We start from the raw sequence: 24,429 nt of genomic DNA, 5'->3' as shown, positions 1-24,429 counted from the left end.
GCCATGGCGGTCTACGCCGTCGGTGACGTCCAGGGTTGCTACGACGCGCTACGCGCAGCCCTCGATGGCGTAAGCTTCGACCCCGCACGCGACCGGTTGTGGTTCGTGGGCGACCTGGTGAACCGCGGGCCGCAGTCGCTCGAGGTGCTGCGTTTCGTGCACGGACTGGGCAAAGCCGCAACGGTAGTACTGGGCAACCACGACCTGCACCTGCTGGCGCTGGCCGCCGGGCACGGCCTGCCGGGCGACAAGGACCATCTCGATGAGGTCCTCGCTGCGCCCGACCGTGACGAGCTGATCGACTGGCTACGCCACTGCCCCCTGCTGCATCACGAACCGGCCCTGGACTTCACCCTGCTCCACGCCGGGCTGCCACCGCAATGGACACTGACCGAAGCGACGGCGCATGCGCAAGAGGTGGAATCGGTGCTGCGCAGCGACGACCATCCTGCCTTTTTTGCCCACATGTATGGCAATCAGCCGGATCGCTGGTCGGAGGAACTCGCCGGCATGGACCGCCTGCGATTCATTACCAACTGCTTCACGCGGCTGCGCTTCGTGACCCCCGACGGCCGGCTGCTGCTCAAGGAGAAGGGGCCGCCAGGCTCGGCGCAGGACCCGCAGGCCCTGCCCTGGTTCGATCACCCTGGGCGCGCCAGCCGCGGGGAGCGCATCGTCTGCGGCCACTGGTCCACCCTGGGCTATATGGCGCGTCACAACGTCTGGGCCATCGACACCGGCTGCCTCTGGGGCGGTCGCCTGACCCTGCTGCGCATCGACGGGGCCGAACCACGCCCCTTTGCCCACGAGTGCCCCGGTGCACAGGACCCGGCACGCTTTGCCTGAAGCCGCTCAGCGCAACCGGCCGCGGGCGATGTTGCGGCCGTAGAAGATCTCCAGCATCTCGCGGCGCAACTTGTCGGTGATCTCGCGTTGCTCGCGTGGCGGGATATCCTCGGCATCGATACCGAACAGATAGCTGTCCAGGTCGAAGTCCTTGAGCATCATCTTGGTGTGGAACAGGTTCTCCTGGTACACGTTGACATCGATGATCTGGTAGCGCTCGCGGGTATCCCGCGCCAGGAAGTTTTGGATCGAATTGATCTTGTGGTCGATGTAGTGCTTCTTGCCGTTGACGTCCCGGGTGAAGCCGCGCACCCGATAGTCCATGGTGACGATGTCCGAATCGAAGCTGTGGATCAGGTAGTTGAGTGCCTTGAGCGGCGAGATGCGTCCGCAGGTGGACACGTCGATGTCCACGCGGAAGGTCGAGATCCCGTTGTCGGGATGGCTCTCGGGGTAGGTGTGCACCGTGAGGTGGCTCTTGTCCAGATGCCCCACGATGGCCTCCGGCAGAGGGCCCGGGGCCTCGGTATTGGACAGCTCGCGCGCCGCCACCGGCTCCTCGGAGATCAGCATGGTCACGCTGGCCCCCTGGGGATCGTAGTCCTGGCGCGCGATGTTGAGAATATTGGCGCCGATGATCTCGGCCACGTCCTGCAGGATGTGGGTCAAGCGCTCGGCGTTGTAGGCCTCGTCGATGTACTCGATGTACTCCTTCACCTGCGCCGGCGTGGCGGCATAGCAGATATCGTAGATATTGAAACTGAGCGTCTTGGTCAGGTTATTGAACCCGTGCAGTTTCATGCGCGAGGCACGCATTGGCCCACCCCCGGTCTGCCGCTGGAAAAGACGGCGAAAATTACCCCAAAAAACCCGTCTCGCCTAGCCCGGGCGATCAATCGACTTCCACCAGTTCGAAGCTGTGGGTGATCTCGGCCATGGCGCCGAGCATGATGGAGGCCGAGCAATACTTTTCAGCGCTCAGTTTCACCGCGCGCTCGACCACCTTTTCGCTCAGCCCTGGCCCGCCGACCCGGAAATGCGCATGGATGCGGGTGAACACCTTCGGCTCGGTCTCTGCCCGCTCGGCGGTAAGCTCCACCTCGCAGAAGCGCACGTCCTGGCGGGACTTCTTCAGGATGTGCACCACGTCGAATTCGCTGCATCCACCCATGCCCAGCAACAGCATCTCCATCGGCCGCACCCCGAGGTTGCGTCCACCGTGCTCCTCGGGGCCATCCATCACCACCGCGTGCCCACTGGGCGACTCGCCCAGCATCAGGGCGCCTTCGATCCACTTTACTCGTGCTTTCATCAGACCTGGCTCACAAAACGGAAAAAATGGGAAAATTTCTACCGGACTTTATTCGACAGCCTTCAGGGGCATTGCCTAGAATCTGCTTGCAACTCGACTACTATGACACTTATGACGCAATCCAGCACCACCAGCAGCATCGCCAAACCGCCCCCCCAGGATCCTGCTTGGCTGGAACCCTTTCTGGCACACTGTCACCGTAGAAAATACCCGGCCAAAACAGATTTCATTCACCCGGGCGACTCGGCCGACAGCATCTTCTACCTGGTCTCCGGCCAGGTGACGGTACTGATGGAAGACGACGACGGCCGCGAAATCATCCTCACCTACCTCAACAAGGGCGAGTTCATCGGCGAGATGGGCCTGTTCGTACCGCAGCCCACCCGCTCGGTGACGGTGCGCACCCGCGCACCCTGCGAGCTGGCGGAGATCTCCTACACCAAGCTCGAAAACCTGTTCGAGAGCGACCTGAAGGAGCATGCCAAGGACATCCTGTATGCCATTGGTCGCCAGCTCACCGAACGCCTGGTGGCCACCAGCCAGAAAGTGAGTCACCTCGCCTTTCTGGATGTCACCGGACGCATCGCCGGCACCCTGCTCGACCTGTGCAAGCAGCCCGACGCCATGACCCATCCCGACGGCATGCAGATCCGCATCACCCGCCAGGAGATCGGCCGCATCGTCGGCTGCTCGCGCGAGATGGCCGGACGGGTACTCAAGGACCTGGAGGAGCGCGGCCTGATCAGCGTCAGCGGCAAGACTATCGTGGTCTTTGGCACCCGCTGAAGCGACGGTTCAGGCAAACAACTCGGCGAGCCGTACGCCAGGGTCGTCGGCGCGCATGAAGGCCTCGCCAACCAGGAAGGCGTGTACCCCGTTCTCGCGCATGTAGTGCACGTCCTGCGGCGCCAGGATGCCGCTCTCCGTCACCACCAGGCGACCGCCGGGAATGGCCGGCAGCAGTAGTTCAATGGTGGTCTCCAGACTCACCTCGAAGGTGCGCAAGTTGCGATTGTTGATCCCCAGCAGCGCCCCCGGCAGCGCCAGCGCGCGCTCCAGCTCACCGGCATCATGCACCTCCACCAGCACGTCCATACCGAGCGCCTGGGCCCGGGCGTTGAGTTCGGTCATCTGCGCATCATCCAGGCAAGCGGCGATCAGCAGAATGCAGTCCGCCCCGATGGCCCGCGCCTCGATCACCTGGTAGGGGTCGACGATGAAATCCTTGCGCAGCACCGGCAACTCGCAGGCCGCACGCGCCTGTTGCAGGTAGGCCTCGCTGCCCTGAAAGAAGTCACGGTCGGTGAGCACCGACAGGCAGGCAGCCCCGTGCCGGGCATAGCTGGCGGCGATCGTCGCCGGGTCGAAGTGCTCGCGCAGCACCCCCTTGGACGGCGAGGCCTTCTTGATCTCGGCGATCACGCCGGCCTGTCCCGCAGCGATGCGCGCCTCGAGGGCGGCGACGAAGCCGCGCGGGGCGTCGATCTCGCGGACGCGCGCGGCCAGCTCGGTTTCGGGCACAGCGGCGCGGCGCTCGGCAATCTCTTCGTGCTTGCGCGCGACGATCTTCTTCAGGATGTCCGGCGTGCCGCTCATGCCGCCCCCGGGCGCTGGCTCAGCTCGGCCAGCCGCTGCAGGCGGCGCTCGGCTTCACCGCTGTCGATGGCCTCGCGTGCCCGGACCAGGCCCGCGGCCAGCGAGTCGGCCACGCCCGCCACGTAGATGGCCGCCCCGGCGTTGAGGGTGACGATGTCACGCGCCGGTCCCGGCTCGCCGGCAAATACCCGGAGGATGGCAGCCAGGCTCTCCTCGGGGCCCTCGGCGCGGATCGTCTCCAGCCCGGCGCGCTCGATGCCGTGCTCGGCCGGATCGATGGTGTAACGACGGATCTCGCCATCGCGCAGTTCGGCCACGTCGGTGAGATCGCCGATGCCGATCTCGTTCAGCCCCTCGCGCGCATGCACCACCATGACATGGCGCGCACCCAGCTCACGCAACACTTCGGCCAGCGGCTCGAGCAGGGTTTCACTGAACACCCCGAGCAGCAGGTTGGGCACCCCCGCGGGATTGGTGAGTGGCCCAAGAACGTTGAAGATGGTGCGCACCCCCATCTCCTTGCGCGGGCCGATGGCGTGTTTCATGGCACTGTGGTGACCGGGTGCGAACATGAAGCCCACGCCGACCTCGCGCACGCATTGCTCGACCTGTTCGGGGGTCAGCCCCAGGTGAATGCCCGCAGCCTCCAGCGCGTCGGCGCTGCCCGACTTGCTGGAGACCGAGCGGTTGCCGTGCTTGGCCACGTGACAGCCCGCGGCGGCGGCCACGAACATGCTGGCCGTCGAGATGTTGAAGGTGCCGGAGGCATCGCCCCCGGTGCCCACGATATCCACCGCGTGCGGCAGCCCGCCGATATCCACGCCGGCAGCCAGCTCGCGCATCACCGAGGCCGCGGCCGCGATCTCGGTCACCGTCTCACCCTTCATGCGCAGACCGATCAGGAAACCACCGATCTGCGCATCGGTGGCGCCGCCGGTCATGATGGTGCGCATTACCTCGGTCATCTCCCCGGCCGAGAGATCCCCCCGATCGACCACCCGCGCGATTGCCTGAGACATGTTCATCATCCAGTACTCCAAGCATTCAGATTTACCGCGAAGGACGCGAAAATGCCACCGGCTGGGTTGCAGCCCGCCATGTCAGATCGAAACCCGACCGGCTGAATCGTCTCGCATTCAAGCCCTTTGCGCCCTTTGCGGCCATTTACCATCCAGAAAATTCTTCAGCAGCTGGTGCCCCTGCTCGGTGAGGATGGATTCCGGGTGGAACTGCACGCCCTGGATGTCGTGTTCGCGGTGACGGACGCCCATGATCTCGTCCACCTCGCCATCATGCTCGGTCCAGGCGGTCACCTCGAGACAGTCCGGCAGCGACTCCCTTTCGATCACCAGCGAATGATAACGGGTGGCGCGGAACGGGTTGTCGAGCCCGGTGAACACCCCGACATCGGCGTGGTATACCGGCGAGGTCTTTCCGTGCATCACCTCGCGCGCATGCACGATGCGCGCGCCGAAGGCCTCGCCGATGGACTGGTGTCCCAGGCAGGCCCCCAGGATGGGCAGGCGCCCGGCAAAGTGGCGGATGGCCTCGACCGAAATGCCGGCCTCGTGCGGAGTGCAGGGACCGGGGGAGATCACCAGCCGTTCCGGGGCCAGGGTCTCGATGCCATTGATGTCGATCTCGTCGTTGCGCACCACCTTCACCTCGGCGCCCAGCTCACCCAGGTACTGCACGATGTTGAAGGTGAAGGAATCGTAATTGTCGATCATCAGCAGCACGGCTCAGCCCTCCCCATCCGTACCGATCGCCCTGTCCAGGCCGGCCTCGGCCAACGCCACCGCGCGGAACACCGCCCGCCCCTTGTTCATGGTCTCCTTCCACTCCAGTTCCGGGCGCGAGTCGGCAACCACCCCGGCACCCGCCTGGATATGCAACTGCCCCCCCTTGATCACCGCAGTGCGGATGGCAATCGCGGTATCCATATTGCCGTTCCAGGCTAGGTACCCCACCGCGCCGGCATAGATGCCGCGCTTGACCGGCTCGAGCTCGTCGATGATCTCCATGGCGCGGATCTTGGGCGCCCCCGAAACGGTACCGGCCGGGAAGGTGGCGCGCAGCACGTCCATGGCGGACAGCCCCTCACGCAGTTCACCAACGACATTGGAGACGATGTGCATCACGTGCGAATAGCGCTCCACCACCATCTTCTCGGTGAGCCGCACCGTGCCGACCCTGGCCACCCGGCCCACGTCGTTGCGCCCCAGGTCGATCAGCATCAGGTGCTCGGCCAGCTCCTTGGGATCGGCCAGCAGTTCGGTCTCCAGCGCACCATCTTCTTCCTCGGTGTGACCGCGACGGCGGGTACCGGCGATGGGCCGCACCGTGATCTCGCCGTCTTCCAGGCGCACCAGGATCTCCGGCGAGGAGCCGACGATCTGGAATTCGTCGAGATCGAGGAAGTACATGTAGGGCGAGGGATTGAGCCCGCGCAGCGCGCGGTACAGATCCAGCGGGCGCGCCGAGAAGGGGATGCTCAGGCGCTGCGAGAGCACCACCTGCATGCAGTCGCCGTCGAGGATGTACTGCTTGATGCGCCCCACCGCCGCCTTGAAGCCCGCCTCGGTGAAGCCGGAGACGAAGTCCGACTCCTGCACTTTCCGTGACGGCGGCAATTCCGGGCGCGGGGCCCCGGTCTGCATGCGCCGGTAGAGCGTCTCGATCCGCGCCTCGGCATCCGCCAGGGTCTGTCCGGCCTCCACATCGGAGTGTACCACGATGTACATGCGCCCGCGCAGATTGTCGAACACCACCACCTCGTCCGAGACCATCAGCAGGATGTCGGGCGTACCCAACGGGTCGGGCTTGTCGGGATTGCGCAGGCGCGGCTCGATGTAGCCGACGGTGTCATAGCCGAAATAGCCCACCAGGCCGCCGTGGAAGCGCGGCAGCCCCTCGAGCGCCGGCACCCGGAAGCGGGCGCGGAAATCCTCCACGAAGGCCAGCGGGTCGTCACTCTCGACCACCTCCTCGCCGGCCTCGCCGATCAGGCGCACCTGGCCGCCACGCACCTCCAGGCGGGTGCGGGCCGGCAGGCCGATGATGGAATAGCGGCCCCACTTCTCGCCGCCGTGGACCGATTCAAAGAGATAGCCGTAGGGACCGTCGACCAGCTTGAGATAAACGCTGAGCGGGGTGTCGAGGTCGGCCAGCACCTCGCGCACCACCGGGATGCGGTTGTAGCCCTGCGCCTGCAGGGCGGCGAATTGCTCAGGATTCATGAGGGACTCCACGCAGACAGAAAGACAAGGAACAGCGACACGACAGCGCTCAACGCCATCGCGTGGTCTTTTCCTTTCTGTGGTGGGCTGCCAGGGCCATGGTGTGGTCGTCCGAATGCCTGAAAGTCCGAACCATAGCCAAAAACCGCGCAGAGGCCAAGCCAAAGGTGCTGCAGCCCCCTGTTCGGCCCGGGGACGAGCCTCCTACGGGCAGGAGCGGCGTCCTCGCCGCGAATGTTGGGCCCGGGGACGAGCCCTCCTGCATGTGGGATCGGCGCCCCGCCGCGCCCCCCCCGTTTGCGCCATGCAAATATCAGCGTATTGACATTTAAGCATTTACTAATATACTTGTGCGTGAACACCGGCAGCAGTACCGCCGAATTCCCGAACCTCGCAATAACGAATTCACAAGGAGAGCTGTCATGAAAAAGATCATCGCTATCGCTGCCATCATCGCTTCCGCCCAGGCCGCTGCCTTCTGGGATTCCAACAATGGTTCCACCAACGGTGCCTACAACGGCAACGGCGACTTCGTCGGCAACGGCAACGCCGAAGGCGAGGCCACCTTCTCCATGACCTTCAAGGGCCGTGGCAAGACCGCTGGCGACTTCAAGGGCAACGGCTCGACCGACGGCAACTTCTCGGGCTATGGTTACGACCAGCCCTACTATGCGCCCTACTACTATGGCGCCCCGGTGGCACCGGCTGCCGCTCCGGCCCCGGCTGCTGCCCCCGCCGCTCCGCAGGCCCCGGCCGCCAAGTAAGACCGGCGCCCTTGCCGACGGCAGAGACCCCGCCATCCGGCGGGGTTTTTTGTTGCCTGTCCGACGGCCCCGTGTTTCCCCGCCGGTGAGCACGAACCCAGGTACCCGCTCGCCGATACAAAAAAGGCCCCGCCACGAGGGCGGGGCCTGGCCAGTCGAGGATCGGCTCAGGCGGTACGGTACGGGACCGCCGAACGATCACTGCAGGCTGAGGATCCACTTCACCAGGCGGGTAGCCTCCTCGTCGCTCACGTTGTTGGGCGGCATGGGGATCTGCCCCCAGACACCGGCGCCACCGGACTTGACCTTGGCCACCAGGCGGTCGAGCGCCCCCGCATCCCCGCGGTACTTGGCCGCAACATCCTTGTAGGCCGGGCCGAGCACCTTGGCCGCCACCTGGTGACAACCCAGGCAACCCTTGGCCTGGGCCAGCGCGCTGGCGTCTTCGACCGCCGGCGCGGCGGCAGGCTGACTGGCGCCAGGCGCCACCGCCTCGGTGACGGCATTCATTGCCGGGCCCGCAGCCTGGGTCGCCGCCTCGACGGCGCTGCCGACCATGTCGGCAGCGGCCTGTGCCGGGCTGACCGGCGCAGCCGCCGCGGCCTTGCCATCGCCAGCACCGGCATCGATACCGGCCTGCTTCAACATGTAGGTAATGGCGTTACGCAGTTCCTCGTCGCTGACATTGCCGCCCCCACGCGGCGGCATGGCGCCCTTGCCGGCAATGGCGCTCTTGACCAGACCGTCGAGACCGCCGTTGGCGTCGAAGCGCGGCTGCCACTGATCGGCGCTGCCGATCTTGGGCGCATTCAGCGCGCCGGTGGCGTGGCAGGCGCCGCAGACGGCGCCAACCACGTCCTTGCCGGAACGCGGGGCGGCGGGCGCGGCACCGGCCTTGGCCACGGCCACCTCGCCCACCGGCTTGATGCGCTCGGCGATTGCGGCCTGCTTACGGCTGTCGCTGCCGTGTTTCTCCTCGAGCGTTTCACTCACCGAGCCGGCGGCAAACATGATGAGGATGGTAAAGGCGACCAGAGCGCCCAGAACGAAGAGAAACATGCGCAGGAAACCAGAATCGTTTTGTGCGGACACGGCAATCTCCCGTGATGAAGTGGGTCGAAAGGGTGAAATTCGGCCGCGATTATACCGGCTGGCGATACAATTACCTATCCCTGGCAGGGAGAACTACTCGGTTTCGACGAACTCGCCCAACCGGACCAGGGCATCCAGATCGAGAATCTCCAGCCGCTGTCGCTCGGCGCGAGCGATGCCATCCATCCGCAGGCGCCGCTTGCGCAGCCGGTGGAACAGCTCGGCAATCAGGAAGGCGATGCGCTGCTCGGCGGTCTTGCGCCCCAGGCCCAGCATGGCGCTCTGGCAACTGGCCATGTAGCGCGCCTGGATACGGGTGATGTGCGCGGCCAGATCGGGATGCTTGCCCATCATCTCGTGCAGGCCAGCCTGGCCAAAACCGCAGACCACCGCGTTGGTGATTGCCAGCGCGGAATGGTGGATATACCCCTCGCCGGGCGGCATGTAACCCAAGAAGTCGCCAGGCAGGGCCACGCGCAGCCCCTGGCGGCGCCCGTCGGAATGCGAACGGTACAACATCAACCACCCTTCGTAGAGGGTGTAGGCCATGGTCGCCGGCGCCCCCTCCTCATAGAGCAGACGCCGCGCCGGCAGGTGATACTGGTCGGTACGCCGCGACTGGGCATCATCTATATAGCTGACGGGTACCACCTGGAACAGCGCGTTCTGGCGGATGGGACAGGCCGCGCACTGGGTCGGCCGGGCACGCGGCTTCAGGAACCTGGACATGCAATCCCTCTTTTCCAAGGACTCGGCGGCGCCGCTCCGACGCCGGTATTCTCGTCCCCGCGAAAGCGGGTCGTTCGCCAATCTTTGCACGAGTCTTCCCAAATTGCATGAGGGGTAAACCCGCATCCCGGCCCGATGGTGTAGACTGCCGGTCCTCAGCAGCCCTCGACCAGAAGCCGAGACGTGAACCCAACCCACCGCCTGGAGACCAGCAAGCTCTGCTGCAGCCGGGGAGACCGGCAGCTGTTCCGCTGCCTCGACTTCTCGCTCGAGAGCGGCCAGCTGATGTACCTGCGTGGTCCCAACGGCAGTGGCAAGACCACCCTGCTGCGCACCCTGGCGGGGCTGCTGCAGCCGGAATCGGGCGAGGTGTTGTGGAATGGCGAGCCGATCCAGCGCCAGCGCGACGCCTTCCACGACGAGCTGCTCTATCTCGGCCATCTCAACGCGCTCAAGGGCGACCTCAACGCCATCGAGAACCTGCGCATGGACGGCGCGGTGCGCGGCCATGCCATGGATGAACAGGCCGCCTGGCGGTTGCTCGAAGACATTGGTCTGAGCGGTCACGAGGACCTGCCGATCAAGCACCTCTCGCAGGGTCAGAAGCGCCGCGTGGCACTGGCCCGCCTGTGGTGCAGCCGGGCGGCACTGTGGATCCTGGACGAACCCTTCAGTGCCCTGGACGTGGCCGCGGTGAACACCCTGCAGGCGGTGATCCGCGATCACCTGGCACGTGGCGGCATGGTCATCCTTACCACCCACCAGGAGGTCGATCTGACCTCGGGCACCGTCTGCTGTGTCACTCTGGGCGCGGAGACCCCGGAGGTGAGCCATGCTTGAGGCGCTGTTCTGGATCGTGCGCCGCGACGTGACCATCGCCCTGCGTCGGCGCACCGATGTGTTCACCACCCTGATCTTCTTCCTCATCGTGGTCAGCCTGTTCCCGCTGGGTATCGGCCCGGAACTCGACACCCTGCGCCTGATTGCCCCCGGGGTGGTCTGGGTAGGCGCCCTGCTCGCCTCCATGCTGGCACTCGAGCAACTGTTCCTGGCCGACCACCGCGACGGCACCCTCGAACAGATGCTGCTGGCCCCACAACCGCTGCCGCTGCTGGTGATCGGCAAGGTGATCGCGCACTGGCTGATCACCGGCCTGCCGCTGGTGATCATGGCCCCGGTGCTGGGCCTGCAATACGACCTCTCGGCCGAGGCACTGACCGTCATGGTCTGGTCGCTGCTGCTGGGCACGCCCCCCCTCAGCCTGCTGGGCGCCATCGGCGCGGCACTCACCCTGGGGCTGCGTTCGGGTGGCGTGCTGGTGGCTCTGCTGGTGCTGCCACTCTACATTCCGGTGCTGATCTTCGGCGCCGGCGCGGTGGAGGCAACCACCTCGGGCCTGGGCGGCGGGGCGCACCTGTCGATGCTCGGGGCCATCCTGCTGGTGGCCCTCCTCGGCACCCCGCTGGCCACCGCAGCCGCACTGCGAGTCGCCAGCGAATGACCACGTTCGCAGGCCGATATGACCTGCGTCATAAATCCACGAGACACCGACGGCAAGGGTGAACTTGCGCCTTTTGCGTGGGTCTAGATCATCGGTTAACCTCACGGCTCGCCCGAACCACCCCCAACACACCGCAATCACATGCAGAACAGGCTTATCAACTGGTTCAAGTTTTCTTCGCCCGCCACCTTCTATCCGCTGGCCGGGCGCCTGGCCCCGATCTTCTGGGTGTTGGCGATCGTGCTCATCGGTATCGGCCTGTACATGAGCTTTTTTGTTGCACCGGTCGACTACAAGCAGGGCGACGGCTACCGCATCATCTTCATCCATGTCCCCGCCTCCTGGATGTCGATGTTCATCTATATCGTGATGGCCGGCTGGAGCGCCATCGGCCTGGTCTTCAACACCCGGCTCTCGGCCATGATGGCCCAGGCGCTGGCCCCCACCGGAGCCATGTTCGCCTTCGTCTCGCTGTGGACCGGCTCCTTCTGGGGCAAACCCATGTGGGGCACCTGGTGGGTGTGGGACGCGCGCATCACCTCCGAACTGATCCTGCTGTTCCTCTACCTCGGCTACATGGCGCTGGTCGGGGCCATCGACGACCGCCGCCGCGCCGACCGCGCCGGCGCCATTCTGTTGCTGGTCGGGGTGGTCAACGTACCCATCATCTATTTCTCGGTGAAGTGGTGGAACACCCTGCACCAGGGCGCCACCATCAAGATGAATGGCCAGACGAGCATGGACGAGACCATGTTGCTGACCATGCTCATCATGGCTCTGGGCTTCTGGGCCTACAGCATCGCCGCCGCCATGGTGCGGGTACGCGCCATCATCCTCGAGCGCGAGGTCGGGGCCACCTGGGTGCGAGAACTGATCGGAGAGCGGGCATGAGCAGCATTCTCGAAAAACTGGACATGGGCAAGTACGCCCTCTACGTGTGGGGTTCCTTCGGCGTGACCGCCGCCTGCATGATTCTCGAACCCCTGCTGTTGCGCTCGCGCACCGCGCGCATCCGGCGTCAGATCGCGCGCCTCAACCGCCTGGAGACCGACAAACGATGAAAGCCCGACACAAGCGCCTGATCCTGGTGGCCGCCGGCCTGGCAATCCTCGCCCTGGCCACCTCCCTGGTCCTGAACGCCCTCGAAGGCAACCTCTCGTATTTCTTCTCGCCCACCGAGGTGGCCGAGGGCAAGGCCCCCGCCGATCACGTCTTCCGCCTCGGCGGCATGGTAGAGAAAGGCAGCGTGCAGCGCGCCGAAGGCGACCTCACCGTGCACTTCGTAGTCACCGACTTCCACAAGAAGATCCCCGTGGCCTACCAGGGCATCCTGCCCGACCTGTTCGCCGAGGGCCAGGGCGTGATCGCCCAGGGCAAGCTGAACGCCGACGGCGTGTTCGTGGCCGACGAGGTCCTGGCCAAGCACGACGAGAACTACATGCCGCCCGAGGTCGCCGCCGCCATGAAGGCCGGCGAGAAGGCACGCATGCAAACCACCGCCACAGGTAACTGAACATGATCCCCGAACTCGGACAACTGATGCTGGCCCTGGCCCTGGCCCTCTCCGTGGTGCAGGGCGTATTTCCCCTGATCGGCGCACAGCGCGGCATCAGCAGCTGGATCGCCCTAGCACGCCCGGCGGCACGCATCCAGGCACTGGTGATCGCCATCGCCTTCGGCCTGCTCACCTGGAGCTTCCTGCAACACGATTTCTCGGTGCTGTACGTGGCGCAGAACTCCAACACCCGGCTGCCCACGCCCTATCTGATCTCCGCGGTCTGGGGTGCGCACGAAGGCTCTCTGCTGCTGTGGGCGCTGATCCTAGGCATCTGGACCACCGCGGTCACCTTCTTCAGTCGCAGCGTGCCCGAGGTGGTGGTCGCGCGCGTGCTCGGTGTACTCGGCCTGGTGAGCGTGGGCTTCCTGCTGTTCATGATCCTCACCTCCAACCCCTTCGACCGTCTGATGCCTCCCGCCCCGGAAGGTCGTGACCTCAACCCACTGCTGCAGGACCCGGGACTGGTGTTCCACCCGCCCATGCTCTACATGGGCTATGTCGGCTTCGCCATCCCCTTCGCCTTCGCGGTGGCCGCCATGCTCGGCGGCCGACTGGATGCCGCCTGGGCCCGCTGGTCGCGTCCCTGGACCAACATGGCCTGGCTGTTCCTCACCCTGGGCATCACCCTGGGCAGCTGGTGGGCCTACTACGAACTGGGCTGGGGTGGCTGGTGGTTCTGGGACCCGGTAGAGAACGCCTCCTTCATGCCCTGGCTGGTCGGCACCGCCCTGATGCACTCGCTGGCGGTCACCGAAAAGCGCGGCGCCTTCAAGGCCTGGACCGTGCTGCTGGCGATCTTCTCCTTCTCGCTCAGCCTGCTGGGCACCTTCCTGGTGCGCTCCGGCGTGCTCACCTCGGTGCATGCCTTCGCCTCCGACCCGGAACGCGGAATCTTCATTCTCGCCTTCCTGTTCACCGTAGTCGGCTCCTCGCTGGCGCTGTATGCCGTCCGCGCCAACGAGATCAAGAGCAGCGTGCGCTTCGAGATGCTCTCGCGCGAGACCTTCCTGCTGCTCAACAACGTGATCCTGCTGGTCTCGGCCGTGGCCGTGCTGCTGGGCACCCTGTACCCGCTGATCTCGGATGCCCTGCAACTGGGCAAGATCTCGGTGGGACGTCCCTACTTCGACACCATCTTCATGATCCTCACCCTGCCGCTGGTCGTGCTGATCGGCATCGGCAGCATGGCGCGCTGGAAGCGTGACGAACCGGCCCGCCTGTGGCAGAAACTGCGCATCCCCGCCATCGCCGCACTGGTGCTCGGCCTGGCCTGGGGCCTGCTGGCCGTGCCCTTCGTCAACCCCATGACGGTGCTCGGCCTGACGCTGGGGATCTGGGTGCTCGCCGCCACTCTGGCCGCGCTGCGCGAACGCCTGACCCCATACGCCAATCTGCGCCACGTGCCGCTGGACTTCTGGAGCATGATCCTCGGCCACCTGGGCATCGGCGTATTCGTCATCGGCATCGCCATGACCACCACCTACTCTACCGAGAAGGACATTCGCCTGGCGCCGGGCGAAACCTACCAGATCGGCGACTACACCTTCGAGTTCAATGGCGTGACCAGCGTCGAAGGGCCCAACTACACCGCCTACGAAGGCAGCATTACCGCCTATCGCAAGGGTGAACGCATCGCCGAGCTGCACCCGCAGAAGCGCACCTACCTGGTACAAAAGATGCCGATGACCGAGGCGGCCATCGACGCCGGCCTGTTCCGCGATCTCTACGTCGCCCTGGGCGAAGACCTGGGCAAACAGGCCTGGAGCCTGCGCGTCTATCACAAGCCCTTCGTGCGCTGGCTGTGGCTGGGAGCGCTGATCATGGCCCTGGGTGGTCTGCTGGCCGCGGCCGATCGCCGCTACCGGGTGCTTGCGCAACGTCGCAGCACCGTCAACGACGCTGTGGAGGCCCGCGCATGAACAAGGCGATCCTTCCCCTCGGCATCTTCGTGGTACTGGCCGGGCTGTTCTTCTACGTCCTGCAGCAGATGGGCGAGGGCGAATACAATCCGCGCGACATTCCCACCGAGTTCATCGGGCGTGCCGCTCCCGAGTTCTCCCTGCCCGAACTGTTCGACCCCCAGCAGCAAGTACGCCCCTCGGCCTACAAGGGCAAGCCCTGGCTGCTCAATTTCTGGGGCACCTGGTGCCCGGAGTGTTGGCGCGAGCATCCCTACCTGCTGCAATTGAAGGCGCGCGGCATTCCCATCGTCGGCGTGGACTGGCGTGACGAGCGCGCCGATGGGCAGGCCATGCTGCGCGAGAACGGCAACCCCTTCGTGGCAGTTGCCTTCGACCCCGACAGCACGGCGGCCATCGACTGGGGCGTGTATGGCGCACCCGAGACCTTCCTGATCGACGCCGACGGCATCATTCGCGCCAAGCACAAGGGCGCGCTGAACGAGACCGCCTGGCGCGAGAAGTTCGCGCGCTGGTTCGAGGACAAGCAATGAAACGACTGCCGCTGATCCTGCTGCTGGGCAGCCTGTCTTTCAGCACCCTGGCCACCAACATCGAGGTCTACGACTTCGACAGCCCTGCACAGGAGCGTACCTACAAGGAGCTGACCACCGAGCTGCGCTGCCTGGTGTGCCAGAACCAGGACATCGCCGACTCCAACGCCGAGCTGGCGCAGGACATGCGCCACAAGGTCTTCCGCATGCTCAAGAACGGCAAGAGCAAGCAGGAGATCATCGACTTCATGGTCGAACGCTATGGCGATTTCGTACGTTACAAGCCGCCTTTCAAGGGAAAGACCCTGGTGCTGTGGGTCGGCCCCTTCGTGATCTTCGTGCTCGCGGTGATCTTCATGCTGCGCGCCATCCGACGCGCCCGGCAGCAGGAAGAGCGCCGCGAACTCAGCGCCGAACAGATCGCCCAGGCGGCCGACCTGCTCGAACAGCCATCCGACAAGAGTACCGATTGATGACCGCTTTTCTTTTGATCGCTGGCGCATTGCTGGCCGTGGTGCTGCTGTTGCTCATCGTGCCCCTGCTGCGCCGGAACCGGCAGCCACCACCCAGCGACGACTCCCGCGAATACGATATCCGCATTGCCCGCGAACGCCTCGAGGAACTGCGCAAGGAACACGCCCGCGGCGAGCTGTCCGACGAGGAGTTCGAGCAGGCCAAGGTCGATCTCGAGATCGCGCTGGCCCAGGACCTCGAGGCCGTCGAGAAAGGCACCGTCAAGGCCACCGCCGATCGCTCGGCGATCGCCACCGTGATCGCGGTGATCGTGCTGGTGCCAACCATCGTTGCTGGCGTCTACCTCAAGACCGGGTCGCCCGACCTGATCGACACTCCGCCGCAGCAGATGGCCGCCAACACGACCGCGAAAAATGCTGCGCACAAGCCGGGCAGTATTGCCGAGCTGGTAGGCGAACTGGAAAAACGCATGCAGCAGGAGCCGAACAATCCGAAGGGCTGGTTCCTGCTTGGCCGCACCTACATGAAACTCAAACGCTATGACGATGCGGTCCGTGCCTTCGGCAAGCTCAACGACTTGTTGCCGAACAATCCCACGGTACTGATATCCCTGGCCGACGCCCTGTCGATGCAGAACGATGGAAAAGTGCCCGAGCGGGCCGTGACCCTGCTCGACAAGGTACTGGAGCTCGACCCGGAGAACCCGACCGCCCTCTGGCTGCGCGGCAATGCCGCCGGCCAGCGCCACCAGGACGCCGACGCACTGAAGTTCTGGGCTCGCGCCTGGCCCCTGCTGGCCCAGGAACCTGCGCTGCAGCAAGAGCTGGGCAACCTGATCCGTGCGGTGGAACAACGCAGCGGCCTGAAGGCCGATCTACCCAAGACACCGCCGCCGATCATGACGGCCGGTACAAACGAAAACGGCACTTCGCCGGCGCCGGCAACCGGCGGTCCCAGCCTCACCGTGGAGGTGGCGCTGGATGCCGAACTGATGGACAAGGCCTCGCCCGACGACATCGTGTTCATCTACGCCAAGGCCGTCTCTGGTCCGCCCATGCCACTGGCGGTAGTCCGCAAGCGCGTCTCGGAACTGCCGGTCAAGGTTGGGCTCAACGACGGCATGGCGATGATGCCGCAGATGCGGCTTTCGAGCTTCCCCCGGGTGAAGGTCGGTGCGCGGGTCTCCAAGTCCGGACGCCCCATTCCGCAAGCCGGCGACCTCCAGGCCCCGGAGGTGGAAACCCCCAACGACAGCGACCAGCCGATCCAGTTGCTGATCAACAGCGTGCGGCAATAGGGTCGCCGTTTCGCGCACAGAAACAAGGCCCCGGGATCACCGGGGCCTTTTCTTTTGCCTGCAGGGAAAGGACAGACTTCAGGAGGCCTGGCGCTCGCCCTCCAGCAGGGGCCTGACGTAGAGATTGAACTCCTCGTCCCCCATGCGGCCCCGGTGGATGTAGACCATGCGCCCGGTCTGCGAGATGACCACGGTATAGGGCACGATCTGTTCACCGTTACCCCATTGTGGCAGCAGGGCCGCATTGTCGGGGTTGGCCAGGTCAGCGACCAGCACCGGATAGTTGATCCCCAGAGTACGGGCCACATTGCGCAGCTTGCGCTCTTCGTCCAGACCAAGCCCGACCACCTGCAGCCCCTTGTCCCCGTAGCGGCGCTGATACTCCACGAAATCGGGAATCTCGTACTGGCAGGGCGCACACCAGCTCGCCCAGAAGTTGAGCATGATGACCTTGCCCTTCCAGTCGGCCAGCCGATGGTTCTTGCCGTCGAGCCCCTTGAGCTCAAAGACCGGCATCTCCCAGGCATTGTTGGTGCGCTGCGGCAAAGTGATGGTGGTGGTGCGCGGGTCGGCCGCGGCCTCCTGTACCGATGCCCGGGCTTGTTGGGCAGTGGCCTGGCGTTCCACCGAGGCCTCGCTGAAATGCCCGGCCAGCCAGGCAACCGCGCCGGCAGCGACCAGCACGGCCACGCCGACCTGCAAGCGGCTGTTGGCAGATACCGTGTCGCTCATCAGGATTCTCCCCCCTCGGGTTTCTTCAGCACATGCCAGACGATCTGGTACTTCTGCTCCAGCTCGCCGATGAACGCCTTCATCTTCTCGGAGATCATGGCCTGGCGGACCTTGTCCCTGACCCCTTCGAAGGGGCGCATGCGGCCCAGCCGGCGCTCGACGATGGTCAACAGGTGGTATCCCTTGGGTGTCTTGACGATGGGACTCACCTCACCGTCCTTCAGCCTGGCCAGCGCAGCCTCGATCTGCGGCATGCCACTGCCCTGCCGCACCCAGCCCATGTCACCATTGTGCGAGCGACCGTAAGGATCGATGCTGTATTCACCGGCCAGCTTGAACAGACTCTCGCCCTGCTCGATGCGGCGACGCAGGGCCTTGGCCTGGGCGTAGGACGAGGTGACCAGCTGTCCGACATGGCGCCGCTCGACCACGTGCCCCAGCTCCGGATGAGCTTCGAAGTACGCCCGCATGGCGGCCTCGTCGGGGACCCATTCCTTTTCCTTGTGCTCGATCAACAACGCCGGCAGGCGCTCGTTGCGGAAGGCCTCGACACGTTCGCTGACATCGACGCCTTCCTTTTGCGCAACATCGGCAATCAGTAGCAACTCCCCACGCTTGTAGAGTTGCTCCTTGACGTACTCGGGATTGGGCAGTTTCGGATATTCGGCCACCTCGATCACATCGCCATAGGTGATGCGCAGGCCGTCGCCTTCCATCAGCACTGTGTCCGGCGTGATGCCGGGCTTGATCCGGTCTTCGTGCAGCACCACGTGGCGCTCGTCACGCAGCTTCTGCAAGGTCAGCAGGCGTACCTGGCGATAGCGATCGGAAATATAGGCCGACTTGAGGGCGGTGAACACATCGGAATTGCCGTTGCTCTCCTTGCGCAGGCGCAGCAGTTCGTCATCGGGCACGCGCAGGCGCTCGCGCAGCTTGTCCATATAGTGCCGGTAGAGCATGCCGAGGCGGAAGTTCTCGACCTCCTCGAGAAACTCGGGAGATCGATCCAGCCCCTGGGCCTCGGCCTCGATGCGCAACAGGCGCGAGAGGACCAGGCGCTTGAGCAGGTCGCCACGCAACGAGGCCTGGTCATCTTCGTCCATGGCGGCAAACTGGGTCGCAAAGGGCGAACTGGCCACGGCCTGTTCCAGATCGGCCGCGGTGACCTGCAAGCGACCTATCGTCACCAGCGACTGCTGGTTGCCAGCGTTGGCGTGCAGGGAACCGGCCAACAAGAGGGCACCGAGCGCCAGGGAGACGCGGTGCAACAGCGAATTTGGATAGAAAGGGAATCTGTTCATGCTGTGATGTACTCCAACAGCGTGCGGAGCCTTGAGGTCGCGCTTTGCGCGCTGCCGGCCCCACGAAAAACAGGGGGCATAACCCCCTGTCGACTGAAGGGCCGGCCGACCCAGGGGGTCGACCGGCTTTCCGGGCCCAAAGGATCACTCCTCCGGGATCTTGCCTCCAAGGTCCGGGGCATAAGCGTGCATCCACTGCACGGCAGCCTCGAAGTCATGCTCGATAGGCTTGCCATTCCACTCGTGGCGGTCGGCCACTTCTTCCTCGTCGGGCTGGTGCTTGGCGATCAGCGGCACACCGTCCGAGTTGGTTTCGTGGCAGGAAGCGCACTTGAGCGGACCATGCGAACCATCGGGGTTGTACATGGCGGCCTGTGCGTAGGTGGTCTTGTCCACCTCAGGCGTCACCGGGTACAGACCGTGGATCGACTCGTGACAACCCTGACAGGCGATGCCGGCATGCCCCTTGGTGTAACGCATCAGGCTGTACTTGCCCGGCTGGTTGATCGGGAAGGCAACACCGCCCTGACCCTCGACGAAGGGCGCGGCGTGACAGTCCGCACAGTGCGGGGAACCGGGCGACAGCCAGTAATCGCGGCCGTGAGTCGCGGCGTCATACGGCACAGCGGCAGCACCGGTAGCCCCTTCCGGCAGCTTCAGCGAGGCGATATCCACCGCCGGGTTGGCCGACAGAGGCACCACGTTGATGTCGCCGTCCTCGTCCTTGTGCACCAGCGGGCCATCACCCTTCAGCGCGATCACCGCGATGTCCGGAACCAGGCGATCCTTGGCCCAGGTGTGCAGGATCTCGGACTTGCCCGGGGTATCCTCGCCTTTCTCGTTGAGCACCACCTTCGGGTCCATCATGGCCTTGAGCTGATCCATGGTGACGCCGATGCCGGCCGCGATCTCCTCCAGCGACTTGTTGCGCAACGTAGTGCCGGTCTGCAGGAAGGCATTCTGCAGGTTGTCACGCTGGTACAGCTCACGGCTCAGCTGGTTGTGGCAGTTGGTGCACCACAGACCCTTGCCGCCCTGACCGTTGCCGATCTGCGAGACGTTGTCCTGCAACCACTGGCCGATGGCGTTGAGGTATTCCTTGGTGCCCACACCATCACGATCCTTGCCGGGGTTGGAGTGCACATCGCGCCCCACGTAGCAGCCACCGGCGGCATCGCGGTTGTCCGCATCCGCGTAGGCGTTCTTGCCGTCCGGGGTGATCGGATAGCCTTCCATGCTGCCGTCCTGGCGGTGTGCCGGGTGGCAACCCTGGCAGGCAGCGGTGCGGCCTTGCGAGTCGGGCAGCGGCGCCTTGATCTGGTGCACCGTGTGGATGGCCTGGGTCAGCGCCGGGATCACCTCCTCCTTGCCATCCTCCTTGTGGGTCTTGGACTGAAGCACACCGATCACGTTGTCCGCGTGACACTTCTGGCACAGCACCGGGTCACGGCCGAGACGGTTGCTGATATCACGGCTGTTCGGCCTGTAGTTCTTCAGGAAGTCGGTGCCGTTCTTGTCGTCGTGGATCTCCATGATGGAGATGGAGGTCGCCTTCAGGTTGGCGATCCAGTCCGACGCACCCAGACCCTTCCAGAAGGCCTTCTCCTGCTTGTACAGGGTGTACTTGTCACCGTTGGCCGTCTTGTTGGCGTGACAGTTGGCGCAGTTGGGGATATCGATCGGGCTGGTACCCACGAAGCTCACCGGCTTGCCCGAGTGCGAATCGAGCACCGGCTTGCCGGTGTCGGCATCCACCAGGGTGACCTGGGCCATCTGGTAGGGCTGGACGTCGGACTCGACCAGGGTCAGCGGGTTCTTGGCTGCCACGGTGTCGGTGAACGGGGTCAGCGGCAGGCCCAGCGCATCCCAGATGCCCGGATTGGTCAGCACGATGGGCACATTGTCCAGCACCGGCGACTTGGTGAACACGATGGTGCCCTTCTCGCCGGTGTAGTGCAGGTGGCCACCCTTCATCGGGCTGGGGACGGCGGCACCAGCCGGGCCATTGTCCTGCGGGACGGGAATCTGGATGCCCACGAACAACTTTTCACTGTCCTTGCTGGTGCCCTTGGGGTTGGTGCCCTTCAGGTCCTTGTAGACATACAGGTGGGTGAAATAGGCGTTGGCCACGTTCTCGTTCTTCTCCCACTTGCCATCGCCATCAACATCGTACGGCACATTCCAGTAGGCCAGCTTGGAGCCTTCGGAATAGGTGTTGTCAATGTGGCCATAGGCCAGCTTGAAGCGCTTCTTGCCATCGACAAGAACAGAGTGATCCTTCTCGTCGGACTCGAGCAGCTCAGGATAGGCCCGGGGGCCATCGGCGGTCTTGATGACCTGGGACTGCACCGAGTTGTATGGCGGCAGTACACAGCAGTAGGTGAAGTCGAAGCCGGTGCAGTGCATGCCCAGCTCATAGTTCACCGTAATGTTGTAATCGTTCTTTGGCTTGGTGACATCGGCGGTGGCGGTGCCCGCCGTGGCGCCGGAATCCGGCGCCTTGGCCGTCTGCTGCGGCGCACAGCCAGCAACAAACACGGCGCCGAGAACCGCGAGCGCTATCGCTTTCCTGTTCATGACTCTCCCCTTTGATGAGGTCGTGGCAAACAAATCGATCAACACGGGAATGGGGCCATGTGGCACGGTCCCTGTCCCCGATCTCACCACCCGGATACCCCTTATAGTTATGTGGGCTCTGTGAGACCATCAGGTTTATAGCACCGGGTCATTGGGTTTTCAAATACAAGACTGTAGTTTAGACAATCATGATATTCCGTATGAAAAGGCTTCGAGTTGCACCTCGACTAACGGGCATATTGGTATACAGCACGCTCATTCTGCTTACTGGTCGAGCCACAACAGCGGCGGATCTGACGGAATTCGAAGCCGCACTGTCTCTCGCTCCCGACCTGAAAAACGGGCGTCGCCTGTATATCTATTGTGTGAGTTGCCATGGCCCGGAAGGCTGGGGACGCGAAGACGGCACCTATCCACAGATTGCCGGCCAACTCGCCAGCGTCATCATCAAGCAATTGGCCGATATCCGCGTCGGCAACCGTGCCAACCCCATCATGCGTGCCTTCACCTCTCCCCGCGTGCTCGGTGGGGCGCAGGAGATCGCGGACGTGGCCGCCTATGTGGCCTCGTTACCCATGACACCCCACAACGGTCGTGGCCCCGAACACCTGCTGCCCGAGGGACAGGCCATCTATGCTGAACAGTGCGCGGATTGCCATGGCAAGCACGGCGAAGGCGATGCCGAAGACCACATTCCCCGGTTGCAGGGGCAACACTTCAACTACCTCAAGCGCCAGTTCGACCATATCCGCACCGGCAAGCGACGCAATGCCGATCGCAAGATGGCGCGGCAGATCCGCGCCTTCAGCCGGCATGACGAGAACGCAGTCCTCTCACATGTCTCGCACCTGCGTCCACCAGCGGAAAAACTGGCCAGACCCGGCTGGATCAACCCCGATTTTCCGCACGTCGCTCGACCGGCGCCGGGAAACCGTTAACCCAGATCACTGGACAAGGACCGGTAAACGACATTTAGAATGCACCCGCGATGATACCCGGCGGCCATCGCCAAGGTTCACGGTGCCCACGGCCGGGCACCTTCAGGAAACTCACGACCGAAGGAGCATATCTACCATGTTGAAGACAAGAACCCTTGCTATCGCCCTGCTCGGCGCAGGACTGGCCTTCGCCATCATGCCAGCGATCGGCACCGCCGACGTCAACAGCCTGGCCGAAAAGTGCGGCGAATGCCACGGCAAGGATGGCAACAGCAGCGATCCGAAGGTACCCAACATCGCGGGTTACTCGGCCAAGTACATCGAAGACGCCCTGGAGGACTATCGGGACGGCGAACGCCCGGGCCTGAAATTCAAGAAGGAGGATGGCACCGAAACCGACATGGTCGAAATTGCCAAGAAGCTGAGCGAGGACAACATCAAGGCCATCGCCGAGTACTACTCCGGGCAGACCTTCAAGAGCCACGCAGGCGAGCAGGAGACCGATCCCAGGCTGGTCGCCCGTGGCGAGAAGATCTTCAAACGCAAGTGCAAGAAGTGCCATACCGACTTCGGTACCGACCCCGAGGACGATGCCGGCATCCTGGGTGGCCAGTGGATGGAATATCTGCGCCACCAGTTCGAGATGTTCGCCTCGGGTGAGCGCGAGATGCCGAAGAAAATGAAAAAGAAATTCAGGAAGCTCAAGAAGGAAGACTACGAGGCCATCATCCACGCGCTGGGCAGCAAGTGAGCCCTGGCCCGGATATTTCACCGGTATCCCGAGAGCCGGCGGAATTCGCAGCCGTTGTGGCGCCGGTTTGGAACGAAAGCGATAGCCTTCGCTATCGCTTGAATGAAAACCAGGCCACAACGAGCGAGAAACCGCCGGAATCGGGATAGAACAACGCGGGGGACATACTGTAACCGACGACTGGCCTCCCTTTTTGCCATTCTTTCTCGATTATTCGGCCTCTTAGAGCTATAGCGTTGTTCGGCCGGTGAAATATTCGGGCCAGGCACGGCCCAAGAAAAATCCCGCCAGACCGGCGGGATTTTTCATTGTACACAAACCGGATCAGTCAGTTCATGTAAACCTCGAAAACGGCACGCACCTGGCGGTTACGCTCACCCTTGGCCATCTCGCGGGCCGTCTTGCCATCGCGGTTGCGCAACAAGGGATCGGCCCCCTGTTCGAGCAGCAGCTTCACGAGCTCCGGTGAACGGACATTGACTGCCTCCATCAGGGCGGTCACGCCATCGGCATCGCGCGCGTTCACATCCGCGCCCTGTTGCAACAGCAAGGCCACAGCCTCCTTCTTGCCCTGACTGGCAGCCCAGATCAACGGAGTGGCCCCATCCCTGGCCGGGGCGTCTACCGCGGCGCCATGTGCCAGCAGTTCCTTCATCGCCCCAACCTGGCCATGCGAAGCGGCGATCGTCAGAGCGGTGCGCCCGCGGTGATCCCTCGCTTCGATGTTGGCCCCGTGCGCGAGCAGCAGGCGCAGGACCGGCACATACCCGCCAGCGGCAGCCATCATCAAGGCCGTCTGTCCTTCCTTGTCGGCGACCTCGGTCTTCGCCCCCTTGAAGAGCAATTGTTCGACCATGTCCACCAGACCATAGCGGCTGGCGATCATCAGGGCATTCCACCCGGCACGAGTCCGCGCCGACATGTCAGTCCCCTTCTCCAGCAGCAGGGCAGACAGCTCGTTCTCACCGTTCTCGGCGGCAAAGGTCAGCGCGGTACAACCGGCAACCGTCCGCCGGTTGACATCGGCTCCCCGGGAGACCAGCAACGAGGCCGCCGCGATATTGCCGTTTTCCACCGCCATCATCAGCGCCGTCTTGCCGTACTTGTTGGGCGCATCGACATCAGCCCCCTGATCCAGCAACTCGCGCATGGTCTCGACATCGCCCACGGTGGCAGCGGCACGCAGTTCGGCTTCCTTCTCGCCGGCCAGTGCAATCTGGCCGATCAGCACGAAGGCCATTACCACACCTGTCCATAATCTCATGCCTCT

Annotated in this window: 26 protein-coding genes; 14 read left to right on the top strand and 12 right to left on the bottom strand. The window is 64.1% G+C overall.

The window, feature by feature from the left end:
• Positions 1 to 3: 3 nt before the first annotated feature.
• Positions 4 to 846, top strand: coding sequence for a symmetrical bis(5'-nucleosyl)-tetraphosphatase (locus EBS_RS01850; RefSeq protein ID WP_043107045.1), 843 nt, complete (start codon positions 4 to 6; stop codon positions 844 to 846).
• A gap of 6 nt (positions 847 to 852) precedes the next feature.
• Here the strand turns inward: EBS_RS01850 and speD are convergent, their stop codons facing one another.
• Both speD and EBS_RS01840 read right to left on the bottom strand, forming a co-directional pair.
• On the bottom strand, positions 853 to 1,662 hold the full coding sequence (gene speD / locus EBS_RS01845) for an adenosylmethionine decarboxylase (protein WP_043107044.1): 810 nt from the start codon (positions 1,660 to 1,662) through the stop codon (positions 853 to 855).
• 76 nt (positions 1,663 to 1,738) lie between these two features.
• Positions 1,739 to 2,158, bottom strand: a complete 420-nt coding sequence (locus EBS_RS01840; protein WP_043107043.1) for an OsmC family protein — start codon at positions 2,156 to 2,158, stop codon at positions 1,739 to 1,741.
• Between the two features lie 111 nt (positions 2,159 to 2,269).
• On the opposite strand from EBS_RS01840, the gene crp reads away from it, so the two are divergent.
• Entirely contained in the window at positions 2,270 to 2,944 is a 675-nt protein-coding gene (gene crp / locus EBS_RS01835) for a cAMP-activated global transcriptional regulator CRP (RefSeq protein ID WP_043107042.1), read from the top strand.
• Positions 2,945 to 2,953: 9 nt separating this feature from the next.
• Here crp and trpC read toward each other — a convergent pair whose 3' ends face one another.
• From trpC to trpE, 4 genes are all read right to left on the bottom strand, one after another.
• Positions 2,954 to 3,754: an indole-3-glycerol phosphate synthase TrpC gene (gene trpC / locus EBS_RS01830; protein WP_043107040.1), complete on the bottom strand. Its 801-nt coding sequence runs from the start codon at positions 3,752 to 3,754 to the stop codon at positions 2,954 to 2,956.
• Positions 3,751 to 4,779 (bottom strand): anthranilate phosphoribosyltransferase, encoded by a 1,029-nt coding sequence (gene trpD / locus EBS_RS01825; RefSeq protein WP_043109054.1) that lies wholly within the window; start codon positions 4,777 to 4,779, stop codon positions 3,751 to 3,753. Before trpD ends, trpC begins: the two co-directional genes overlap by 4 nt.
• Positions 4,780 to 4,890: 111 nt before the next feature.
• Positions 4,891 to 5,493 carry an anthranilate synthase component II gene (locus EBS_RS01820; RefSeq protein ID WP_043107038.1) on the bottom strand — a complete coding sequence of 201 codons (603 nt, stop codon included), beginning with the start codon at positions 5,491 to 5,493 and terminating at the stop codon, positions 4,891 to 4,893.
• 3 nt (positions 5,494 to 5,496) lie between these two features.
• Complete coding sequence (trpE, locus tag EBS_RS01815; RefSeq protein ID WP_043107037.1) at positions 5,497 to 6,993, bottom strand: anthranilate synthase component I; 1,497 nt, start codon at positions 6,991 to 6,993, stop codon at positions 5,497 to 5,499.
• Positions 6,994 to 7,415: 422 nt separating this feature from the next.
• On the opposite strand from trpE, the gene EBS_RS01810 reads away from it, so the two are divergent.
• Positions 7,416 to 7,757: a sulfur globule family protein gene (locus tag EBS_RS01810; protein WP_043107036.1), complete on the top strand. Its 342-nt coding sequence runs from the start codon at positions 7,416 to 7,418 to the stop codon at positions 7,755 to 7,757.
• A gap of 198 nt (positions 7,758 to 7,955) precedes the next feature.
• On the opposite strand, the gene EBS_RS13255 is transcribed toward EBS_RS01810, so the two are convergent.
• Positions 7,956 to 8,816, bottom strand: a complete 861-nt coding sequence (locus EBS_RS13255; protein ID WP_148307604.1) for a c-type cytochrome — start codon at positions 8,814 to 8,816, stop codon at positions 7,956 to 7,958.
• Positions 8,817 to 8,942: 126 nt separating this feature from the next.
• Positions 8,943 to 9,578, bottom strand: coding sequence for a Crp/Fnr family transcriptional regulator (locus EBS_RS01795; RefSeq protein ID WP_043107035.1), 636 nt, complete (start codon positions 9,576 to 9,578; stop codon positions 8,943 to 8,945).
• Between the two features lie 183 nt (positions 9,579 to 9,761).
• Between EBS_RS01795 and ccmA the strand changes: the two genes are divergently transcribed.
• The 9 genes from ccmA (at position 9,762) to ccmI (ending at position 16,860) form a co-directional block, all read left to right on the top strand.
• Positions 9,762 to 10,418 carry a cytochrome c biogenesis heme-transporting ATPase CcmA gene (ccmA, locus tag EBS_RS01790; protein ID WP_231892828.1) on the top strand — a complete coding sequence of 219 codons (657 nt, stop codon included), beginning with the start codon at positions 9,762 to 9,764 and terminating at the stop codon, positions 10,416 to 10,418.
• Positions 10,411 to 11,079, top strand: a complete 669-nt coding sequence (gene ccmB, locus EBS_RS01785) for a heme exporter protein CcmB (RefSeq protein WP_043107034.1) — start codon at positions 10,411 to 10,413, stop codon at positions 11,077 to 11,079. The genes ccmA and ccmB overlap by 8 nt, the downstream gene beginning before the upstream one ends.
• A gap of 141 nt (positions 11,080 to 11,220) precedes the next feature.
• Positions 11,221 to 11,970, top strand: coding sequence for a heme ABC transporter permease (locus EBS_RS01780; protein WP_043107033.1), 750 nt, complete (start codon positions 11,221 to 11,223; stop codon positions 11,968 to 11,970).
• Positions 11,967 to 12,140 (top strand): heme exporter protein CcmD, encoded by a 174-nt coding sequence (gene ccmD, locus EBS_RS13250; protein ID WP_148307603.1) that lies wholly within the window; start codon positions 11,967 to 11,969, stop codon positions 12,138 to 12,140. The genes EBS_RS01780 and ccmD overlap by 4 nt, the downstream gene beginning before the upstream one ends.
• Entirely contained in the window at positions 12,137 to 12,592 is a 456-nt protein-coding gene (gene ccmE / locus EBS_RS01775) for a cytochrome c maturation protein CcmE (RefSeq protein WP_043107031.1), read from the top strand. Before ccmD ends, ccmE begins: the two co-directional genes overlap by 4 nt.
• Before the next feature lie 2 nt (positions 12,593 to 12,594).
• Positions 12,595 to 14,556: a heme lyase CcmF/NrfE family subunit gene (locus EBS_RS01770; RefSeq protein WP_043107030.1), complete on the top strand. Its 1,962-nt coding sequence runs from the start codon at positions 12,595 to 12,597 to the stop codon at positions 14,554 to 14,556.
• Complete coding sequence (locus tag EBS_RS01765) at positions 14,553 to 15,089, top strand: DsbE family thiol:disulfide interchange protein (protein WP_043107029.1); 537 nt, start codon at positions 14,553 to 14,555, stop codon at positions 15,087 to 15,089. Before EBS_RS01770 ends, EBS_RS01765 begins: the two co-directional genes overlap by 4 nt.
• The gene (locus EBS_RS01760; RefSeq protein ID WP_043107028.1) at positions 15,086 to 15,562 is read left to right on the top strand and encodes a cytochrome c-type biogenesis protein; all 477 of its coding nucleotides are present in this window, start codon (positions 15,086 to 15,088) and stop codon (positions 15,560 to 15,562) included. The genes EBS_RS01765 and EBS_RS01760 overlap by 4 nt, the downstream gene beginning before the upstream one ends.
• Positions 15,562 to 16,860 (top strand): c-type cytochrome biogenesis protein CcmI, encoded by a 1,299-nt coding sequence (gene ccmI, locus EBS_RS12635; protein WP_081999761.1) that lies wholly within the window; start codon positions 15,562 to 15,564, stop codon positions 16,858 to 16,860. Before EBS_RS01760 ends, ccmI begins: the two co-directional genes overlap by 1 nt.
• Before the next feature lie 78 nt (positions 16,861 to 16,938).
• Here the strand turns inward: ccmI and EBS_RS01750 are convergent, their stop codons facing one another.
• From EBS_RS01750 to EBS_RS01740, 3 genes are all read right to left on the bottom strand, one after another.
• Positions 16,939 to 17,592, bottom strand: a complete 654-nt coding sequence (locus EBS_RS01750; protein ID WP_052199190.1) for a TlpA disulfide reductase family protein — start codon at positions 17,590 to 17,592, stop codon at positions 16,939 to 16,941.
• Positions 17,592 to 18,893, bottom strand: a complete 1,302-nt coding sequence (locus EBS_RS01745) for a peptidylprolyl isomerase (protein ID WP_043107027.1) — start codon at positions 18,891 to 18,893, stop codon at positions 17,592 to 17,594. The genes EBS_RS01750 and EBS_RS01745 overlap by 1 nt, the downstream gene beginning before the upstream one ends.
• Before the next feature lie 144 nt (positions 18,894 to 19,037).
• Positions 19,038 to 21,470: a cytochrome c3 family protein gene (locus tag EBS_RS01740; protein WP_043107026.1), complete on the bottom strand. Its 2,433-nt coding sequence runs from the start codon at positions 21,468 to 21,470 to the stop codon at positions 19,038 to 19,040.
• A 188-nt stretch (positions 21,471 to 21,658) separates the two neighbouring features.
• On the opposite strand from EBS_RS01740, the gene EBS_RS01735 reads away from it, so the two are divergent.
• Both EBS_RS01735 and EBS_RS01730 read left to right on the top strand, forming a co-directional pair.
• Positions 21,659 to 22,408, top strand: coding sequence for a c-type cytochrome (locus EBS_RS01735; protein ID WP_081999760.1), 750 nt, complete (start codon positions 21,659 to 21,661; stop codon positions 22,406 to 22,408).
• 136 nt (positions 22,409 to 22,544) lie between these two features.
• Complete coding sequence (locus tag EBS_RS01730; protein ID WP_043107025.1) at positions 22,545 to 23,159, top strand: c-type cytochrome; 615 nt, start codon at positions 22,545 to 22,547, stop codon at positions 23,157 to 23,159.
• Positions 23,160 to 23,487: 328 nt separating this feature from the next.
• Here the strand turns inward: EBS_RS01730 and EBS_RS01725 are convergent, their stop codons facing one another.
• Positions 23,488 to 24,423 (bottom strand): ankyrin repeat domain-containing protein, encoded by a 936-nt coding sequence (locus EBS_RS01725; protein ID WP_052199188.1) that lies wholly within the window; start codon positions 24,421 to 24,423, stop codon positions 23,488 to 23,490.
• Between the last annotated feature and the right edge of the window lie 6 nt (positions 24,424 to 24,429).

This window comes from endosymbiont of unidentified scaly snail isolate Monju (assembly GCF_000801295.1).
Taxonomy (GTDB): Bacteria; Pseudomonadota; Gammaproteobacteria; order Chromatiales; family Chromatiaceae; genus MONJU.
The sequence above is the reverse complement of the archived record's forward strand: the minus strand, read 5'-3'. Positions and strand labels throughout refer to the sequence as shown.

What these genes read in the sequence shown, in the direction of transcription:
- EBS_RS01850 (WP_043107045.1), top strand. Translation starts at nt 4, where the DNA reads ATGGCGGTCTACGCCGTCGGTGACGTCCAGGGTTGCTACGACGCGCTA.
- speD (WP_043107044.1), bottom strand. Translation starts at nt 1,662, where the DNA reads ATGCGTGCCTCGCGCATGAAACTGCACGGGTTCAATAACCTGACCAAG.
- EBS_RS01840 (WP_043107043.1), bottom strand. Translation starts at nt 2,158, where the DNA reads ATGAAAGCACGAGTAAAGTGGATCGAAGGCGCCCTGATGCTGGGCGAG.
- crp (WP_043107042.1), top strand. Translation starts at nt 2,270, where the DNA reads ATGACGCAATCCAGCACCACCAGCAGCATCGCCAAACCGCCCCCCCAG.
- trpC (WP_043107040.1), bottom strand. Translation starts at nt 3,754, where the DNA reads ATGAGCGGCACGCCGGACATCCTGAAGAAGATCGTCGCGCGCAAGCAC.
- trpD (WP_043109054.1), bottom strand. Translation starts at nt 4,779, where the DNA reads ATGAACATGTCTCAGGCAATCGCGCGGGTGGTCGATCGGGGGGATCTC.
- trpE (WP_043107037.1), bottom strand. Translation starts at nt 6,993, where the DNA reads ATGAATCCTGAGCAATTCGCCGCCCTGCAGGCGCAGGGCTACAACCGC.
- EBS_RS01810 (WP_043107036.1), top strand. Translation starts at nt 7,416, where the DNA reads ATGAAAAAGATCATCGCTATCGCTGCCATCATCGCTTCCGCCCAGGCC.
- EBS_RS13255 (WP_148307604.1), bottom strand. Translation starts at nt 8,816, where the DNA reads ATGTTTCTCTTCGTTCTGGGCGCTCTGGTCGCCTTTACCATCCTCATC.
- EBS_RS01795 (WP_043107035.1), bottom strand. Translation starts at nt 9,578, where the DNA reads ATGTCCAGGTTCCTGAAGCCGCGTGCCCGGCCGACCCAGTGCGCGGCC.
- ccmB (WP_043107034.1), top strand. Translation starts at nt 10,411, where the DNA reads ATGCTTGAGGCGCTGTTCTGGATCGTGCGCCGCGACGTGACCATCGCC.
- EBS_RS01780 (WP_043107033.1), top strand. Translation starts at nt 11,221, where the DNA reads ATGCAGAACAGGCTTATCAACTGGTTCAAGTTTTCTTCGCCCGCCACC.
- ccmD (WP_148307603.1), top strand. Translation starts at nt 11,967, where the DNA reads ATGAGCAGCATTCTCGAAAAACTGGACATGGGCAAGTACGCCCTCTAC.
- ccmE (WP_043107031.1), top strand. Translation starts at nt 12,137, where the DNA reads ATGAAAGCCCGACACAAGCGCCTGATCCTGGTGGCCGCCGGCCTGGCA.
- EBS_RS01770 (WP_043107030.1), top strand. Translation starts at nt 12,595, where the DNA reads ATGATCCCCGAACTCGGACAACTGATGCTGGCCCTGGCCCTGGCCCTC.
- EBS_RS01765 (WP_043107029.1), top strand. Translation starts at nt 14,553, where the DNA reads ATGAACAAGGCGATCCTTCCCCTCGGCATCTTCGTGGTACTGGCCGGG.
- EBS_RS01760 (WP_043107028.1), top strand. Translation starts at nt 15,086, where the DNA reads ATGAAACGACTGCCGCTGATCCTGCTGCTGGGCAGCCTGTCTTTCAGC.
- ccmI (WP_081999761.1), top strand. Translation starts at nt 15,562, where the DNA reads ATGACCGCTTTTCTTTTGATCGCTGGCGCATTGCTGGCCGTGGTGCTG.
- EBS_RS01750 (WP_052199190.1), bottom strand. Translation starts at nt 17,592, where the DNA reads ATGAGCGACACGGTATCTGCCAACAGCCGCTTGCAGGTCGGCGTGGCC.
- EBS_RS01745 (WP_043107027.1), bottom strand. Translation starts at nt 18,893, where the DNA reads ATGAACAGATTCCCTTTCTATCCAAATTCGCTGTTGCACCGCGTCTCC.
- EBS_RS01740 (WP_043107026.1), bottom strand. Translation starts at nt 21,470, where the DNA reads ATGAACAGGAAAGCGATAGCGCTCGCGGTTCTCGGCGCCGTGTTTGTT.
- EBS_RS01735 (WP_081999760.1), top strand. Translation starts at nt 21,659, where the DNA reads ATGATATTCCGTATGAAAAGGCTTCGAGTTGCACCTCGACTAACGGGC.
- EBS_RS01730 (WP_043107025.1), top strand. Translation starts at nt 22,545, where the DNA reads ATGTTGAAGACAAGAACCCTTGCTATCGCCCTGCTCGGCGCAGGACTG.
- EBS_RS01725 (WP_052199188.1), bottom strand. Translation starts at nt 24,423, where the DNA reads ATGAGATTATGGACAGGTGTGGTAATGGCCTTCGTGCTGATCGGCCAG.